This is a genomic window from Sphingopyxis sp. BSNA05, assembly GCF_013265645.1.
In the GTDB taxonomy this organism is placed as follows: Bacteria; Pseudomonadota; Alphaproteobacteria; order Sphingomonadales; family Sphingomonadaceae; genus Parasphingorhabdus.
In genome coordinates this window covers 1-15,088 of sequence record NZ_PYIA01000022.1, presented here as the reverse complement: position 1 = coordinate 15,088, position 15,088 = coordinate 1, and the positions used below count along the sequence as shown (strand labels likewise).

Here is a 15,088-nt window from a genome sequence, read left to right as displayed (position 1 = left end):
CATCCAACTGCGCCTAATCCTGCGGATAAGGCTTCGTATCCTTCTCCCTCACGGGAGAAGGGACAACGATTGTCCGAAAGTGACAATCCGTTCCACCACTTTGTCATTCCCGCGAAGGCGGGAATCCAGGTAGAACAGGCCATGCCCCGCACATATCATGTCTATATTCTCGCCAGCAAAAGAAACGGAACCCTCTACGTCGGCGTTACCAGCAATCTCGCTGCCCGCATCTTCGCCCACCGGAACGGCAAGGGTGCAGAATTTACGAAAAATATTGCGTCACCAGACTGGTCCATATCGAACCGTTCGCTGATGTCCGCGATGCGATTGCCCGCGAAAAGGCGCTGAAGAAATGGAACCGTGGCTGGAAATTGCGGCTGATCGAGGAGTGCAATCCGGACTGGAATGATCTTTTTGACACGCTCAACGGATGATAGGATCGGCAGAGAGCGCCGACTGGATCCCCGCCTTCGCGGGGATGACAATGAGGTTTAGTCGCGACCAACCGTGTCATTCCCGCGCAGGCGGGAATCTAGCGTGCGCGCCTTGTCAAAATTTAAATCAGCTCAAAGCTTCAGCATCGGTGAGCAACATTTCGACAAACTCCTCGAAACTATCAGCAACGAACCTCTTTTGCCCCCAATCACAGCTATTTTCCATAGTTGGGGCCATCATCACAACAAATCGCCCATGCCCAACACCAGATCAGATAATCTGCAAAGAACAAATATTTTGACCCCGAATTCGCAATTTCAGGATTACCGATACTATGCTCATACTCGTCCGGAATATTTTTAATCCGATCAATAGGCCACCAATCGAAATAATCGTCATCCATCAAATCTGTACCGCTGGCCGGCACAGTTTTAAGCAAATATTCTCTAAAATCCTTGGGCAATGTGATCGAATATTTATTCTCAAGAAGTTTGACCGAAGTTTTGTGTGCCCCACTATATTGCCTCTGGTCAGACGCTGACCAACGCAATTGGAGTTTTTCCACCCAACATATCTGTCGGACGGAGCTTTCACCCCTCATGCGCCAGATCAGTCGGCCCCAGGTCCCCCTGCCCGACCGTTGCGCTCGCCATTTCCATCATCCGGTCGATCGACTTGCGGGCCTGCAGGCGCAGTTCCTCGTCCATCTCGATGCGTGGTTCGAGGTCACGCAGAGCCACATAGAGTTTCTCCATCGTGTTGAGCGCCATATAGGGGCAGATATTGCAATTGCAGTTGCCGTCCGCGCCGGGCGCACCGATGAAATTCTTTTCCGGTACCGCTTTTTCCATCTGGTGGATGATATGCGGTTCGGTGGCGATGATAATCGTGTCGCCGTCGAATGACTTCGCATATTTCAGGATCGCGCTGGTCGAGCCGACCATGTCGGCGTGATCGAGAATATAGGCGGGGCATTCGGGATGCGCGGCCACCGGCGCATCCGGATGCTGGGCCTGCAGCTTGAGCAATTCGGTCTCGCTGAACGCTTCGTGGACGATGCAGACACCAGGCCAGAGCAGCATATCGCGGCCGGTTTTCTTGGCGATATAGCCGCCGAGATGCTTGTCCGGGCCAAATATGATCTTCTGGTCGAGCGGGATCTGCGAGAGAATATGTTCCGCCGATGAACTGGTGACGATGATGTCGCTGAGCGCCTTCACCTCGGCCGAGCAGTTGATATAGGTCAGCGCGATATGATCGGGATGCTCGTCGCGGAAAGCCTTGAATTTGTCAGGAGGGCAGCTGTCTTCCAGTGAACAGCCAGCGTCCATGTCCGGCAGCACGACAATCTTCTCCGGCGACAGGATTTTCGCGGTTTCGGCCATGAATTTCACGCCACAGAAGGCAATCACGTCGGCATCGGTTTCCGCTGCCATTTTGGACAACTCGAGCGAGTCACCGACAAAATCGGCAATATCCTGGATTTCCGGCTTCTGGTAATAATGGGCGAGGATGATCGCGTTGCGCTCCTTGCGCAGCTTGTTGATCTCCTCGACAATATCGACCCCGGCCAAGCTGCCGCCAATTCCACCACGTGCGTCCATTATACTCTTCCTATTTCCTGTTCCGTTCCAGTCGAGCTTGTCGAAACATGCTCTTGCCGCCCTTCGACAGGCTCAGGGCGAACGGAGTTTCTGATTCCCGACTAGTTTAGGGCAAGTCGCCGTCCAAAGGAAATCAATTGCTGATACGGAATTTGACAATCCGGTCGGTGACCTTCTGCTCCGCATCCATGCCGCCCAAGATATAATAGTCCCCGCCAGCCTTCGCGAGCGCGCGATGGTCCATGCTCGGTTCGGCGAGGCGCCCCAGTTCCATCCATCGGTCGCTTTTCAGATCATAAGCAAAAAAGCCTCCGGATGGCTTGGCCGGCACGCCGTCATAGCCGATGCCGTCATAATTATAGGGATTGTCGCCACCGCCGGCAAAAATGATCCGCTGCCCGGCCTCGTCGCCAATCGCCGCCATCCGGTATTTCGCTGAACCGGGATGGGCATCGACGCCGCGCCACGTAATCTGCGTCGGGTTTTTCGGGTCGACATCGCCGCGCCAGGTCAGCTTCGCCGACACAAATTTGCGTTTGCCATCGGCAAAAACCGAAGCGACCCCGTCGCTGACAATGATGCTGTCGCCCGCAATACCGCCGCTATGGCCGAAGACCGGCGTGCCGGGAAAGGGTGTCGCCTCGGTCCATGCACCAGTCTGCGTATCGAACATCTGCACGACGCTGACATTGCCTTCGTTGTGCCAACCCGAAATAAGATAGATAAACCGGTTCTGATAGGGCACGGCAAGCGTATCATCGACCGGGGTGGGCATATCGGCCTTTTGTTCGTAACGCCCGGTTGCGGGATCGAAAGCAAATACCTCCGGGGTGGAGATCTCGTCACCATTGGGAGCGACGGTATAGCCGCCGAAAATATAGATTTTTCCAGCCACGGTCACCGCGGCGCTGGCCAGTCGCCCTTCCGGCACCGGCACCGAAGCAATCGTCTTGCAAGACTCCGACGCGATCACGCAGGCATAAGCAGCATTGCTTGTGTCCTTCCACCTCTTGCCGGCTTTCAGGCCATTGAAACTATACAATGTCGGACCTTCGGGTCCGTCGGCAACGGCCACCGCATTATTGGAGATCGGCTCCGGCAGGGCAAAACCAGCGGTTTCCGAGAGCGGTTCCGGCTGCGGAGTCCGTTCGCAGCCCGGCAAGACCAGTCCGGCCAGCAGCATCGCTGTCGCAGTCATGATCGGTAATCTCATTGCGCCTCTTCCCTCTTCTTCTGCTGCTCCGCCAGCACCTCCCTGATCGGCCGCGAATAGTCCCACCGTTCCTTGTAGCGGCTGCGTTCATAAGGGAAGAAGGCGTCAATCTTGGCTTCCACACCAGCAGCCTGCAACGGCACCGCGAAATTGTGCCGCACCGCCCGGCGCGCGGCTTCCCGGGCAAGCCGCACCTGAACCGGATTTTGGGCCTGCTTGGCCAGTTCGTCGACGCCCTTCTTTCGGTTCGCCTGGTCGAGGACCTCTTCCGCATCGGTCAACGCCATCAATATGCCGCCGTCATCATAGGTCTGGATTTGTTCGATATGGACCTCGGGCCGGGCGATTTCGATCGCCGGGATCTCGACATAGAGCGTGTTGTCGCGGGCATCCCAACGGACATCATCGGCGCCAAGCTTGGCCAAATCCAGTTCGTAGCGCACCGCCCCGGGCACGATCAGGGTCTTGCGGGCCGAGAGGCCAAGCCTGGTCAGCGTCGTGGTGACGGTGGCATTATAGCTGGCGGAAAAGACCGTCAGCCGGTTCTGCTCCTGCATATTGGTCAGGCTGGCATTGGCGATCGACACCGGGTCGGGCGCGATGCTGTTTTCCACGCGGGCAAAAAGCAGCCAGGCAAGAGCGCCCAATATGATGAATATCACGCCGGTGACAGCAACCGGAACCCAGAAACGGCGTGATGTTTCAACCGTCATCCGGCCATCGCCCAGACGTCACCCGTTTCCACCACACGGCCCTTGTTCTGGAGGTCGATCAGATGCGCCCGCACCGATTGCCCGGCCGCGCCGTTGAGCCGCGGGTCCAGCCCCTTGTACATGCGCGGAACCATATCCCTGATCGCGGCGGGACCTTCTTCCAGCAGTTTCAGTATCTGTCGCTCGCGCTGTTTGCGATGCCCCATCATACCGCGGACCAGTTGGCGCGGATTGGTCACTTTCTTGCCATGGGCAGGATAATAGACCTTGTCCTCGCGCTCATAAAGCTTCTGCAGGCTCGCCATATAGTCGGCCATGTCGCCATCGGGCGGCACGATGACGCTGGTAGACCAGGCCATGACATGGTCGCCGGTAAACATCGCGCCGGATTCCTGCACCGCGAGGCAGAGATGATTGGAGGTATGTCCAGGTGTCGCCACCGCCTCGATGGTCCAGCCGTCTCCGGACACCGTCTCGCCATCAGCGAGCACCTGGTCGGGCTTATAATCCTTGTCGAAACTCTCGTCGGCGCGCGGGCCATCATCTGCCAGCACCAGCGGCGCGCAACCAATGATCGGCGCACCGGTACGGGCTGAAAGCGGCGCGGCGGCAGGGCTGTGATCGCGGTGGGTGTGGGTGCACATGATCGCCGTGATCCGAGCATCGCCAACGGCAGCCAATATCGCGTCTATATGCCCGTCAATGGCAGGGCCGGGATCGATGACCGCCCGATCGGACTTGTTGCCGACAATATAGGTCTGGGTCCCCGTATAGGTATAGGGGCTGGGATTGCCGGCCAGCACGCGGGCGACCAGCGGTTCCATCTGCTCGCACAGGCCGGTGGGATATTTTGAAGGGTCAAAGTCCATGGCTCTGATGTGGCATATCCGGGCCATAAAACAACCACGAAAAAGGGCGGCCCGTGAAACGAACCGCCCTTGTGCCCCGTTATAAACGGTTTCCCCGGCTTAAATCATCGCCATCTGGGCCTTCACCTGTTTGATGCTGCGGTCGATTTCCTCGATCTTCCTGGCGCGCTGGACCTTGTCATCCTTGCAGTTCACGACCTCGGCCCGTTCTTTTTTCAGCCCCTGCAGCGCGGCATCGAGAATCGCGGCCTTGTCGACCTTGACCTCAAAGCCGCCGCACCCCGCCACCACGGCCCAGGCCTGCGTCGCCAGTCCATTAGCTCCGCCCATGGCAATCTGCTTGTTCATGGCGATGCAATCGGGGCCCTTGACCTTGACATCAGTGGCGGAAGATCGCGTGCTTCCCTTGGTGTAGAATATCGATGTGAGGCGGGCGCCGGGCGTCACCTCCTGCAGTGCCTCCTGCTGGGCCCGGCGAGCCTCTTTCATCGCTTCGCTCCGCTCCACTGCGGCTTCGTTCAGGGCTTCGCGCATTTCCTGCTCGGCTTCCCGAAGCTCCTGCTTCATCTCTCTTTCGGCCGCAGCCAGATCCCGCTTGATGTCAGCTTCCCGCCGCGCCTTGTCGGCTTTGATCCGCCATTCCGCGGCCTTGGCCCGGGACACGTCTGCCTGAAGCCGGGATTGCTCCGCTTTCCGGCGTGATTCATCTGCCTTGATGCGCCATTCCTGAGCCGTGGTCCGCGACTGTTCTGCCTGGAGCAAAGACTTCTCTGCCTTCAGCCGTGATTTTTCGGCTTCGACAACCATCTGGCGCACTTCTTTTTCGCTCAGTTTCTTGTCGGTACGCAGGATGACGGTTCTGCCATTATGCTTGATCTTGTGCACATAGTCCTTCGACAGGTCGGCAGCTTTGCGCCCATTGAGCATCGTGATGTTGACCGTCTCGCTATCCGCTGCAGGAGCGAGAGGAGCCGCAGGCGCTTCCGGTGCCGTCGGCGCGAGCGGCGCAGCGGGAATTGCGGGTGTCAGAGGTTCCGGAAGATCCAGCGGCTCTACCGCCTCTACCGACTCTGCATAGGTGACCGTCGCGGTCAACGGCAAGGTTACCACCGTACCGACCGCCACCAGTCCAGCGCCCAGTTTCCGGCGCAGCGAGGATTTTTCGGATCGTCCGAGCATCTTGAGACGCCCTTTGATCTTGTCCTTCTGGTTCAGCGGACTGGCGAGACCCAGACGATGACCGGAAGCAGACTTTGCGATCGTACGGCCGTAAACAGCCCGGACTTCGCGACCGCTCTTCGCCAGGATGCGCGCGTCGCATGCGGTTTCCTGATCCTGCCGGAAAGCGATCCAGGCAAACCAGGCGACCGGGTTGAACCAGTGCAGCGACAGAATCGTCAGCCCGACGAAATTGGCGGCCAGATCGCCTGATTCGTGGTGTGCGATCTCATGTTCCAGCGCCAGCTCCCGCTCGCGCGGCGCATAGTCGCGGAAGAAATTGGTGGGAACCGCAATATATTTTTCAATCAGGCCGAAAGCCAGTGGTCCACTGATCGCTGCGGTTTCGAGAATTTTGATATTCTCGTGCCGACCGATCAGCCTTCCGTCCGACACGATATCCTCCCTAAATTGAAGATAGGCGGCCAGTTTGCTGATGAACAGAAGACCGGCTCCGCCGAGCCAGATGATGATGCCGATCATCATCCAGTCGAGCGATGCCAGCGCGCTGAGCGCGGTCGCTTGGGCGGGCACGCTGGCGACCATTTCCGATCCCAGCGCCGTCGGTACAAATGGGGCAACCGGTTCGGTGACAGCGGGTGCCTCCAGCGTCAGCGTCGGCATGAACAGACGGGCCAGCGGCAATATCCACAGAAGATAAGCAATGCGCGCTCCGAAAAATGGCTGACCGGCTTGCGGACGATCAATACGAGCGCCATCAGCAAGGTCATCGAGAACATGGTATCCCAGATCCACTGGTTCAATTCGCCGCTCATTTTTCAACTCCCTCAAAAGCTCCTCGATTTCGCGGATATCATCGGCGCTCAGTTCATCGGCCTCGGCCAGATGCGCAACCAATGGCGTGACTTTTCCCCCGAAAAGCCGGTCCACAAATTTCGTGATACGCCGGTGAGATAGTCATCCCGTTCCACCAGCGGAGAATAGAGAAACCGACGCCCGTCGCGCTCGGTGCCGACCACGGCTTTCGCAGCCAGGCGGGACAAGAGGGTCTTGACTGTCTGGAGCGACCAGTCCTTCGCGGGGATAACCTGTTCAGCCACTTCCGTTGCGGTCATCGGCGCACGTTTCCACAGGACTTCCATGACGGCGTGCTCTGCATCGCTAATGCGCTCGGTCACGATATTGGTCCCTCCCTTGAGAATCGTCAGTGACTACATCTGTAGTTTCAATGACTACGGATGTAAACAATCAATCCGGAAAGCGATGTCGTTCGTGGACGACCATCGGCCGTTTGTCGAAAAGCGGTGCGGACGGGGATCGGGCTCGCTGTCGGAATATCTTACAATTTTACAACCGTTAACAGCGGTTAAACCATCCATATAGCTGATATATCGTGATATTTCAAAAGTGGCACGAGCGGTGCTACGAATATCATGTCTTTAACACTTCACACCCAAATCCTCCTTGCAGGAGGTGTAAATGAGGGGGTCGACTTACTGGTCTTCGTTGACCCCTCTCATTACAAGTTTCGACGAAACTTACCCCAAATAAAAACGGCCCGGTCCTCCTAGACCGAGCCGTTTTTTATTTGTCAGCAATCCCGGGCGGGACGGAGATCAGGCCGCGGCGGGAGCAACCTTCTTCTCGGCCATCAATTCGCCCAGCTCGCCGGCTTCATACATTTCCATCATGATATCGCTGCCGCCGACAAACTCGCCTTTGACATAAAGCTGCGGGATCGTGGGCCAGTCGGAATAATCCTTGATCCCCTGGCGGACCTCCATGTCCTGCAGCACATCGAAGGACTCGAAGCCGACCCCGAGATGCTCGAGAATGGCAACCGCGCGGCTCGAAAACCCGCATTGCGGAAACAATGGGGTTCCCTTCATGAACAGCACCACATCATTGCTGTTCACCACGGTTTTGATCTTTTCGTTTACATCGGTCATAAATATTCTCCTAGTCGGGAACCGCGGTGGTGAGTTGCAACGCGTGCAGTTCACCGCCCATCTTTCCCTTCAGTGCCGCGTAAACCGCCTGATGCTGTTTAACGCGGTTCATCCCCGCAAACGCAGCAGAGGTCACTTTGGCGGCATAATGGTCGCCATCCCCGGCCAGATCGGTAATTTCAACCGAAGCGTCCGGAAAGGCTGCCAATATCATCGCCTCGATATCTGCGCTTGCCATGGGCATATGGCTAGCTGGCTTCTTCGATAAACTGACGCCGAGCTTCAACCATCTTTTCGGTCAGAGCGGTACGGATAGCCGATTCATCAATGTCGACACCAGCTGAAGTCAGATCGCCGAGCAGCTTGCGAATGACGTCCTCGTCACCCGCTTCTTCAAAATCGGCCGCAACGACCTCTTTCGCATAGGCAGCGGTCTCTTCGGGTGTCAGCGCCATTTTCTCGGCAGCCCATTGGCCCAGCAGACGATTACGCCGCGCAGTTACCCTGAATTCCATTTCTTCATCACGCGCGAATTTGGTTTCAAACGCGCGTTCACGATCGTTAAAGTCTGTCATGGCTTTCCCTTGATCAATATTGTCATAAAATAGGCATTACCGATGCTTCCTGCAAGAGCGTGCGGCCAATCAGTCGGCGACCTTGACCACCAATTTACCGATAGCGCCGCGATCCGCCATTTTCTGGATGGCCTGGCCAGCGTCTTCAAAGGCGAAAACCTCCGACACGCGGGGCTGGATCTTGCCTTGTTCCCAAAGCTTGAACAACCGGTCGATATGGGCGCGGTTGCCCTTGGGATCGCGCATCGCATAAGCGCCCCAGAAGACACCACAGACATCGCAGGACTTGAGCAGGGTCAGATTGAGCGGCAGTTTTGCGATACCGGCCGGAAAACCGACCACCAGAAAGCGGCCTTCCCAGGCGATCGAGCGTACCGCAGGCTCGCTATAGTCGCCGCCTACCGCATCATAGATGACATCAGCGCCATTCGGACCGACGGCAGCCTTGAATTGCGCCGCCAGCGCCTTCGACTGGTCCTTGTCGAAAGGAGCCCGCTCGTAGATCACGGTCTCGTCAGCGCCGGCTTCTTTGGCAAAAGCCGCCTTTTCCTCGGAGGACACCGCCGCGACGACGCGCGCGCCAAAAGCCTTGCCCAGTTCGACGGCAGCGATACCGACACCGCCCGAAGCACCGAGCACCAGCAATGTATCACCCTCGCTGATATGGCCACGATCGACCAGCGCATGGATCGACGTGCCATAGGTCAGCAGCAGCGCGGACGCATCTTCGAAGCCAACACTGTCAGGAATCTTGAAGACGCTGTTCTGGTCGACAGCAACCTTTTCGACCAGGCCGCCATGGCCCGTGGTCGAGGCAACACGGTCACCGACCTTCAGATCTTCAACGCCTTCGCCGACAGCTGCGATGACGCCGGACACTTCTCCGCCCGGAGCAAATGGCCGCGGCGGTTTGAACTGGTACATGTCCTGGATGATCAAAACGTCGGGATAGTTGATCGAACAGGCTTTGACATCGATCAGCACCTGCCCCTTGCCGGCGACCGGATCGGCGACGTCCAGCATCTCGAGTGTATCTGGTCCGCCCACTTTGGTTGACATCAAAGCCTTCATATCATTCCCTTCCCTGGAATTTTTCTGGATTCTATGCCGTGGCCGGTATCAGCCAAGGCTTTGCAGAATCGCTGTTTTTCTCGTGCCGTTCTATGGCATCCGATTTCGCCATTGTCAGGTCAATTTCGTCCAGCCCTTCGACCAGGCACTGGTGCCGAAACGGGTCCATCTCGAACGGGAAACGGTCCTGGAACGGTGTAGTCACGCTCATGCTTTCCATGTCGATGGTGACCGGATCGGTCTTGGCGACTTCCATAAGCCGGTTGATCGCGTCTTGCGGCAAGGCGATGGCCAGCAGGCCATTCTTGAAGGCATTGCCCGCAAAATATCGGAAAAGCTCGGCGCGATCACCGCCTTGATGCCCATGTCGTCGAGCGCCCAGGCCGCATGTTCGCGGCTCGAGCCGCAGCCGAAATTGTCGCCCGCGATCAGGATCGAGGCACCGGCATATTCAGGATCATCAAAACATTGCCTTCCTTTGCCCGGATCGACTCGAACGCGCCCTTGCCGAGCCCTTCCCGGGAAATCGTCTTCAGCCATTCGGCAGAGATAATGACATCGGTATCGACATTTTTCTGACCGAAGGGAATGGCGCGGCCTTCAACTCGATTGACGGGTTTCATCTACTCTTCCTCGCCATCATCGTCATAATCCGGTTCATTTTCATATTTCGGCAGTGGCTTGCCCTTCACCGCCTTGAAATCATCATGCTTTTTCATCTGATGCCGGCCCGCATAAATCAGCGCCGCGGCCACAGCTGCCGAGCCGATCGCTGCCCCGACCTTGGCGCCGGTGGACCATTTACCCGCCTCATTGTCGGTGGAAGCCTGATCCTTCACGGACGGCTCATCTTTTTTATTGTCGTCGCTCATTTCAACCTCTCATTTCGTCAGTTCGCGCACGTCGGTGAGCTTACCGGTTACTGCCGCAGCCGCAGCCATGGCCGGTGACATCAGATGCGTTCTAGCACCCGGGCCCTGCCGGCCAACAAAATTGCGATTGGAAGTGGATGCACAGCGTTCGCCTGCTGGCACCTTGTCCGGGTTCATGCCAAGACAGGCCGAACAGCCCGGCTCGCGCCATTCAAAACCGGCCTCGGTGAAAATCCGGTCGAGCCCTTCGGCTTCGGCCTGGGCCTTCACAAGGCCCGAACCCGGTACAACGATCGCCCATTTCACATTGCCGGCCTTCTTGCGGCCTTCCAGTATCGCGGCGGCAGCCCGCAGATCCTCGATCCGGCTGTTGGTGCAACTGCCGATGAAGATATTTTCCACCGCCACATCGCGCAACGCCTGCCCGGCTTCGAGCCCCATATAATCCAGCGATTTGCGCGCGGCGTCCTGTTTTGACGGGTCGGCAAAGCTTTCCGGCGACGGTACGATTCCGTTCACCGGGACAACATCCTCCGGACTGGTTCCCCAAGTCACGGTCGGCGACACATCGGCGGCGTTGATCGTGACGCTCTTGTCGAATTTCGCGCCTTCGTCGGTCGGCAGCGTCTTCCAATAGGCCACGGCCGCATCCCAGTCCGCGCCCTTGGGTGCCATCGGACGGCCTTTCAGATAGGCAAATGTCTTTTCATCCGGCGCAATCAGGCCCGCGCGCGCGCCGCCCTCGATCGACATGTTGGAGACGGTCAGACGGCCCTCAATCGACATCTGTTCGAACACTTCACCGCGATATTCGATGACATGGCCGGTGCCGCCCGCCGTGCCGATCACGCCGATGATATGGAGGATAAGGTCCTTCGGGCTGATGCCTGGGCCAAGCAGGCCCTCGACCCGGATTTCCATCGATTTCGAGCGGGTCAGCTGCAACGTTTGCGTCGCCAGCACATGCTCGACCTCGCTCGTGCCGATGCCGAAGGCCAGCGCGCCCAGTGCGCCATGCGCGGCAGTATGGCTGTCGCCGCAAACCATGGTCGTACCCGGCAGGGTAAAGCCCTGCTCCGGACCAATCACGTGGACAATACCCTGGTTGATATCGCTGGCGCCGATATATTTGATACCGAAGGCCGGCGCATTGGCCTCCAGCGCTTCCAGCTGGGCCGCGCTTTGCAGGTCGGCGATCGGGATTTTCTTGCCCTGCGCATCGAGCCGCGCCGTGGTCGGCAGATTATGATCGGGCACCGCCAGCGTCAGATCCGGCCGCCGCACCTTGCGGCCCGCTTTGCGCAGCCCTTCAAAGGCCTGCGGGCTGGTTACTTCATGTACCAGATGCCGGTCGATATAGATCAGCGCCGTGCCGTCGGCACGCTGGTCGACAACATGGGCGTCCCAGATTTTCTCGTAGAGGGTCTTCGGTTCGGTCATAAGCTCCTGACTTCCAATATGGTGTTTCGTTTAGTCAGATCAATTGGCCGTGCAAGTCAGAAGTGGCTTCAATTGCTATTCAAATAGGCCTATCTTCGCCAGATGATTATCATTCGCTCCCTCCTTATCGCCCTGCTGGCCCTGTCCGGCACCTCAATCCTGGCGCAGGCGAACGCCGGATCCAGCACCGAAGATCAGGCGCTGCAGCTGGCCCTGGACCGCGGCTTCGATCTGTATCGCTACGATCAGGCCGCCTGGCACACGACCGACGCCATGCGGGAAGATATCGAGGATCTGGACGGCAGCGGAATCCGCGGATGGGTCGTCACAAACGTGGAGACCGGCCTGCTAGTGACCTTCTGGAAACCCGAAGGTGACCGTTTGCAGGGCGTATATTCGGCGGTCTGGGGCGATGGCAAGGTTAGCGATCGCAGGATTTTGGCCGGTAAAGAGGCTGAATTGAGTGCGAAACAGATTGAACTGATAGATGCGAGCAGAGCAATTGATGCATCGGCTCTGGAGAGGTGCAGCAAATCCCCTTTTAATCTGGTTACCCTGCCTCCCGCGAAAGCAGGCGACCCCATATTGGTCTATTTGCTGACGCCGCAGACCAGCCATTTCAACATTCCGCTGGGAGGACATTATCGCTTTGCCGTCGAAAATGGCAAAGTAATCGACCAACGCCAATTCATGACCAGTTGCTTCGCTTTGCCAGTCGCGGGCGAGCCGGGTCAGGAAGCGGTTGCCATTGCCGTGTCCCATGTGCTCGATCCGGTTCCAACAGAGATTCATATCTTCTCTGCCTTTGCGGCCAGGATGCCGATCTATGTGATCACCACCCAGAACAAATTTCAGTGGGTGGCCGATGTTAGCGAGGGCCGGCCACGCGTGCGGAAAATGGATCAGAAACAATGAGCCTGTTTGCGATCCTCGCTACCATCCTCGCGTCGGTTGTAGCGATGGAATGTATCGCCTGGGCGAGCCATAAATATATCATGCACGGCTTCGGCTGGGGCTGGCACCGCGACCATCACGAGCCGCATGACAAGGCGCTGGAGAAAAACGACCTGTACGGCATTGCCGGCGCGGTGATGAGCATTTCGATGTTCGCCGTCGGCAGCCCGCTTGTTCTGGGCGCAAATGCCTGGGAGCCGGGCACATGGATCGGTCTCGGCATATTATTCTACGGGATCATCTACACGCTGGTGCACGACGGCCTAGTGCATCAGCGCTATTTCAAATATGTGCCCAAGCGCGGCTATGCCAAAAGACTGGTGCAGGCGCACAAGCTGCACCATGCGACGATCGGCAAGGAAGGCGGGGTCAGCTTCGGCTTTGTGTTCGCCCGCGATCCAGCGAAGCTGAAAGCCGAGTTGCGGGAGCAGCGCGAAGCCGGAATAGCGGTTGTGCGGGATGCGGTCGGCTAGTTTCGGCTGGCTCTGATCGAAGCCCAGCTGGTCAGTCCGATACCGGCAAAGATTATCAGCCCTCCGATCAGCAGCCGGGTTGTCAATATTTCGCCCAGCAATAGCACGCCGCCGATAGCGGCAATGGCCGGAACCGACAATTGCGACACGGCTGCGCTGGTGATCGATATCCGGGCCAGCATATTATACCAGAGGACGTAGCCCAGAGCGGACGTCACGCCGCCCGAAACGACCGCCATGATGACGCCCGTCCAGCTGAACATTGACCAGTCGACCAAGGGGATCAGCAGCAAGGTCAGCAGGCTGGCGCCGACGAAATAGCGGGCCGTGGTCAGCGAGGGATCGCCAACCGCCTTGCCGGCCCAGGTCGAAACACCCCATGCCATCCCGGCGCTGATCATCGCCAATGTGCTGAGCAGCGGCGGGGCGGTTACGCCCGGCATCATCAGATAGACAAGACCGGCGAGGGCAATAGCCGCCCCGGCCAATTGTCCTCTCGACGGCACGATTTGCCGCGTCAGGCCGATGAGCTGCATGGTAATCTGCCCGGCCGGAAACAGGATCAGCGCGCCCAGCCCCGCATCCAGCCCGATATAGGCCCAGGAAAAGGCCGCGGCATAGACGAACAGGGACAGGGCACCGACGCATCTTGGCCTTGGGGCAGGACCGACCGCCCCTTGCGCATTCCGATCAGCAGCGACAGCACAAGCCCGCCGGCGAGCAACCGGACGATGGTATAGCCGGCCCAGTCAATCTGTCCGTCTGCCAGAGCCGCGCGCGCCAGCAGGGAATTGCCGGCAAAAGCGGTAAGGGTGAGGGCCAGCAGACAGGCTGTGGCAAGCCTGCCCTCAAATTTTGCCATCGGTCAGCTAGGCCGCGCCATCAACACCGGACCACCCAGCTCCACCGTCTTCTGATAGCCCGGCCGCGCGACCAGCGCTTCGAAATAGCGTTTGCAATTGGGACGGCTTTCGAGCTGCCCCATCGCGGCGCGTCCTTCGAGCATATAATGCAGATTGATGTCCGCGCCGGTGAACTTGTCGGCGACGAGGAAATCCTTGCCCTCCAGCTCGATTTCCAGATGGTCGAGCAGCTTGCCGACCTCCGAGTTCAGGAACCCGCTCCACGGTTCCGGCAGTCCGCCCAGCATCGGTGCGATGCCGGTGATGATGAAGCTCATGCCCATCGTGCCTTCGGCGAAATGCAGCCACTCGAGATATTTCGCCCGTTCCGGATGGTCGACCGCCACGCCGAGCGCGCCGTCGCTGTGCCGCTCGACCAGATATTCGAGGATCGCGCCCGATTCGACCATCACATGGCCGTCGACTTCCACCGTCGGCGCCTTGGCGAGCCGGTGCACGTCAGCGAGCGCCGCCGGCGAGCGCCGCGTTTTGGGATCGCGCGCATAGCGGACCATCTCATAATCGATCCCGCCCTCTTCGCAGAGCCAGATAATGCGCGACGAGCGCGAGGTTTCGAGATGGTGCAGCTTGATCATGGGGTTCTCCTTTGCCGCCACCTATACCGTTCGTCCGCGGCTTGTCGACGGACAAATTGCTAGTGCTCATCGTGCTTCGACAGGCTCAGCACGAACGGTGCCTTGTGCTCCGCACCTCATAGCCGGCCATCCCTGTTCCCTGCCGAAGGGCAGGGCCCAGAATGTTCCTGCGCAATCGTCTGGACTCCGGCCTACGCCGGAGCACATCATTGCCCGGCAAGCTGTGCCCCTGCGCAGGCAGGG

18 protein-coding genes and 2 pseudogenes are annotated in these 15,088 nt (G+C 58.4%); 3 read left to right on the top strand and 17 right to left on the bottom strand.

The window, feature by feature from the left end; translation table 11 throughout:
- Nucleotides 1-348: GIY-YIG nuclease family protein (locus C8024_RS22760; RefSeq protein WP_367947108.1), on the top strand; the 348-nt coding region annotated here is incomplete at its 5' end.
- A gap of 301 nt (nt 349-649) precedes the next feature.
- Here C8024_RS22760 and C8024_RS02655 read toward each other — a convergent pair.
- From C8024_RS02655 to leuC, 14 genes and pseudogenes are all read right to left on the bottom strand, one after another.
- A complete protein-coding gene (locus C8024_RS02655) occupies nt 650-1,000 on the bottom strand; it encodes an SMI1/KNR4 family protein (RefSeq protein WP_173202848.1) in 351 nt (116 codons plus the stop codon).
- A gap of 25 nt (nt 1,001-1,025) precedes the next feature.
- Nucleotides 1,026-2,039 carry a quinolinate synthase NadA gene (gene nadA, locus C8024_RS02650; protein ID WP_173202847.1) on the bottom strand — a complete coding sequence of 338 codons (1,014 nt, stop codon included), beginning with the start codon at nt 2,037-2,039 and terminating at the stop codon, nt 1,026-1,028.
- Between the two features lie 133 nt (nt 2,040-2,172).
- Nucleotides 2,173-3,252, bottom strand: coding sequence for a galactose oxidase (locus C8024_RS02645; RefSeq protein ID WP_173202846.1), 1,080 nt, complete (start codon nt 3,250-3,252; stop codon nt 2,173-2,175).
- Complete coding sequence (locus tag C8024_RS02640; RefSeq protein ID WP_173202845.1) at nt 3,249-3,965, bottom strand: DUF4230 domain-containing protein; 717 nt, start codon at nt 3,963-3,965, stop codon at nt 3,249-3,251. Before C8024_RS02640 ends, C8024_RS02645 begins: the two co-directional genes overlap by 4 nt.
- Complete coding sequence (locus C8024_RS02635; protein ID WP_173202844.1) at nt 3,962-4,834, bottom strand: MBL fold metallo-hydrolase; 873 nt, start codon at nt 4,832-4,834, stop codon at nt 3,962-3,964. The genes C8024_RS02640 and C8024_RS02635 overlap by 4 nt, the downstream gene beginning before the upstream one ends.
- A gap of 99 nt (nt 4,835-4,933) precedes the next feature.
- Complete coding sequence (locus tag C8024_RS20775) at nt 4,934-6,808, bottom strand: M56 family metallopeptidase (protein WP_367947109.1); 1,875 nt, start codon at nt 6,806-6,808, stop codon at nt 4,934-4,936.
- A 21-nt stretch (nt 6,809-6,829) separates the two neighbouring features.
- Nucleotides 6,830-7,191 (bottom strand): annotated as a pseudogene (locus C8024_RS02630) (BlaI/MecI/CopY family transcriptional regulator); the annotation flags it as partial.
- 438 nt (nt 7,192-7,629) lie between these two features.
- Complete coding sequence (gene grxD / locus C8024_RS02625; RefSeq protein WP_100093990.1) at nt 7,630-7,962, bottom strand: Grx4 family monothiol glutaredoxin; 333 nt, start codon at nt 7,960-7,962, stop codon at nt 7,630-7,632.
- Between the two features lie 10 nt (nt 7,963-7,972).
- Nucleotides 7,973-8,206: a BolA/IbaG family iron-sulfur metabolism protein gene (locus C8024_RS02620; RefSeq protein WP_100093989.1), complete on the bottom strand. Its 234-nt coding sequence runs from the start codon at nt 8,204-8,206 to the stop codon at nt 7,973-7,975.
- 4 nt (nt 8,207-8,210) lie between these two features.
- On the bottom strand, nt 8,211-8,537 hold the full coding sequence (locus C8024_RS02615; RefSeq protein ID WP_100093988.1) for a DUF1476 domain-containing protein: 327 nt from the start codon (nt 8,535-8,537) through the stop codon (nt 8,211-8,213).
- 69 nt (nt 8,538-8,606) lie between these two features.
- Nucleotides 8,607-9,608: an NADPH:quinone oxidoreductase family protein gene (locus C8024_RS02610; RefSeq protein WP_173202843.1), complete on the bottom strand. Its 1,002-nt coding sequence runs from the start codon at nt 9,606-9,608 to the stop codon at nt 8,607-8,609.
- A gap of 31 nt (nt 9,609-9,639) precedes the next feature.
- Nucleotides 9,640-10,231 (bottom strand): annotated as a pseudogene (gene leuD, locus C8024_RS02605) (3-isopropylmalate dehydratase small subunit).
- Entirely contained in the window at nt 10,232-10,480 is a 249-nt protein-coding gene (locus C8024_RS02600) for a hypothetical protein (protein ID WP_173202842.1), read from the bottom strand.
- Nucleotides 10,481-10,489: 9 nt separating this feature from the next.
- Complete coding sequence (leuC, locus tag C8024_RS02595; RefSeq protein ID WP_173202841.1) at nt 10,490-11,920, bottom strand: 3-isopropylmalate dehydratase large subunit; 1,431 nt, start codon at nt 11,918-11,920, stop codon at nt 10,490-10,492.
- A gap of 102 nt (nt 11,921-12,022) precedes the next feature.
- Here leuC and C8024_RS02590 point away from each other — a divergent pair, with 102 nt between their 5' ends.
- Entirely contained in the window at nt 12,023-12,835 is an 813-nt protein-coding gene (locus C8024_RS02590) for a hypothetical protein (RefSeq protein WP_173202840.1), read from the top strand.
- A complete protein-coding gene (locus C8024_RS02585; RefSeq protein WP_173202839.1) occupies nt 12,832-13,347 on the top strand; it encodes a sterol desaturase family protein in 516 nt (171 codons plus the stop codon). The genes C8024_RS02590 and C8024_RS02585 overlap by 4 nt, the downstream gene beginning before the upstream one ends.
- Here C8024_RS02585 and C8024_RS02580 read toward each other — a convergent pair.
- The 3 genes from C8024_RS02580 to C8024_RS02570 are packed head-to-tail and all read right to left on the bottom strand — an operon-like array spanning nt 13,344 to nt 14,845.
- Nucleotides 13,344-13,883: a DMT family transporter gene (locus tag C8024_RS02580; protein WP_173202838.1), complete on the bottom strand. Its 540-nt coding sequence runs from the start codon at nt 13,881-13,883 to the stop codon at nt 13,344-13,346. The genes C8024_RS02585 and C8024_RS02580 overlap by 4 nt on opposite strands.
- Nucleotides 13,884-13,909: 26 nt before the next feature.
- On the bottom strand, nt 13,910-14,209 hold the full coding sequence (locus tag C8024_RS02575) for a hypothetical protein (protein WP_173202837.1): 300 nt from the start codon (nt 14,207-14,209) through the stop codon (nt 13,910-13,912).
- 3 nt (nt 14,210-14,212) lie between these two features.
- Nucleotides 14,213-14,845: a glutathione S-transferase family protein gene (locus C8024_RS02570; RefSeq protein ID WP_173202836.1), complete on the bottom strand. Its 633-nt coding sequence runs from the start codon at nt 14,843-14,845 to the stop codon at nt 14,213-14,215.
- Nucleotides 14,846-15,088 lie beyond the last annotated feature (243 nt).

Excerpts from the sequence above, each read along its gene's own strand:
- nadA (WP_173202847.1), bottom strand. The coding sequence starts at position 2,039 with ATGGACGCACGTGGTGGAATTGGCGGCAGCTTGGCCGGGGTCGATATT.
- C8024_RS02645 (WP_173202846.1), bottom strand. The coding sequence starts at position 3,252 with ATGAGATTACCGATCATGACTGCGACAGCGATGCTGCTGGCCGGACTG.
- C8024_RS02640 (WP_173202845.1), bottom strand. The coding sequence starts at position 3,965 with ATGACGGTTGAAACATCACGCCGTTTCTGGGTTCCGGTTGCTGTCACC.
- C8024_RS02635 (WP_173202844.1), bottom strand. The coding sequence starts at position 4,834 with ATGGACTTTGACCCTTCAAAATATCCCACCGGCCTGTGCGAGCAGATG.
- grxD (WP_100093990.1), bottom strand. The coding sequence starts at position 7,962 with ATGACCGATGTAAACGAAAAGATCAAAACCGTGGTGAACAGCAATGAT.
- C8024_RS02620 (WP_100093989.1), bottom strand. The coding sequence starts at position 8,206 with ATGCCCATGGCAAGCGCAGATATCGAGGCGATGATATTGGCAGCCTTT.
- C8024_RS02615 (WP_100093988.1), bottom strand. The coding sequence starts at position 8,537 with ATGACAGACTTTAACGATCGTGAACGCGCGTTTGAAACCAAATTCGCG.
- C8024_RS02610 (WP_173202843.1), bottom strand. The coding sequence starts at position 9,608 with ATGAAGGCTTTGATGTCAACCAAAGTGGGCGGACCAGATACACTCGAG.
- C8024_RS02600 (WP_173202842.1), bottom strand. The coding sequence starts at position 10,480 with ATGAGCGACGACAATAAAAAAGATGAGCCGTCCGTGAAGGATCAGGCT.
- leuC (WP_173202841.1), bottom strand. The coding sequence starts at position 11,920 with ATGACCGAACCGAAGACCCTCTACGAGAAAATCTGGGACGCCCATGTT.
- C8024_RS02590 (WP_173202840.1), top strand. The coding sequence starts at position 12,023 with ATGATTATCATTCGCTCCCTCCTTATCGCCCTGCTGGCCCTGTCCGGC.
- C8024_RS02585 (WP_173202839.1), top strand. The coding sequence starts at position 12,832 with ATGAGCCTGTTTGCGATCCTCGCTACCATCCTCGCGTCGGTTGTAGCG.
- C8024_RS02580 (WP_173202838.1), bottom strand. The coding sequence starts at position 13,883 with ATGCAGCTCATCGGCCTGACGCGGCAAATCGTGCCGTCGAGAGGACAA.
- C8024_RS02575 (WP_173202837.1), bottom strand. The coding sequence starts at position 14,209 with ATGGCAAAATTTGAGGGCAGGCTTGCCACAGCCTGTCTGCTGGCCCTC.
- C8024_RS02570 (WP_173202836.1), bottom strand. The coding sequence starts at position 14,845 with ATGATCAAGCTGCACCATCTCGAAACCTCGCGCTCGTCGCGCATTATC.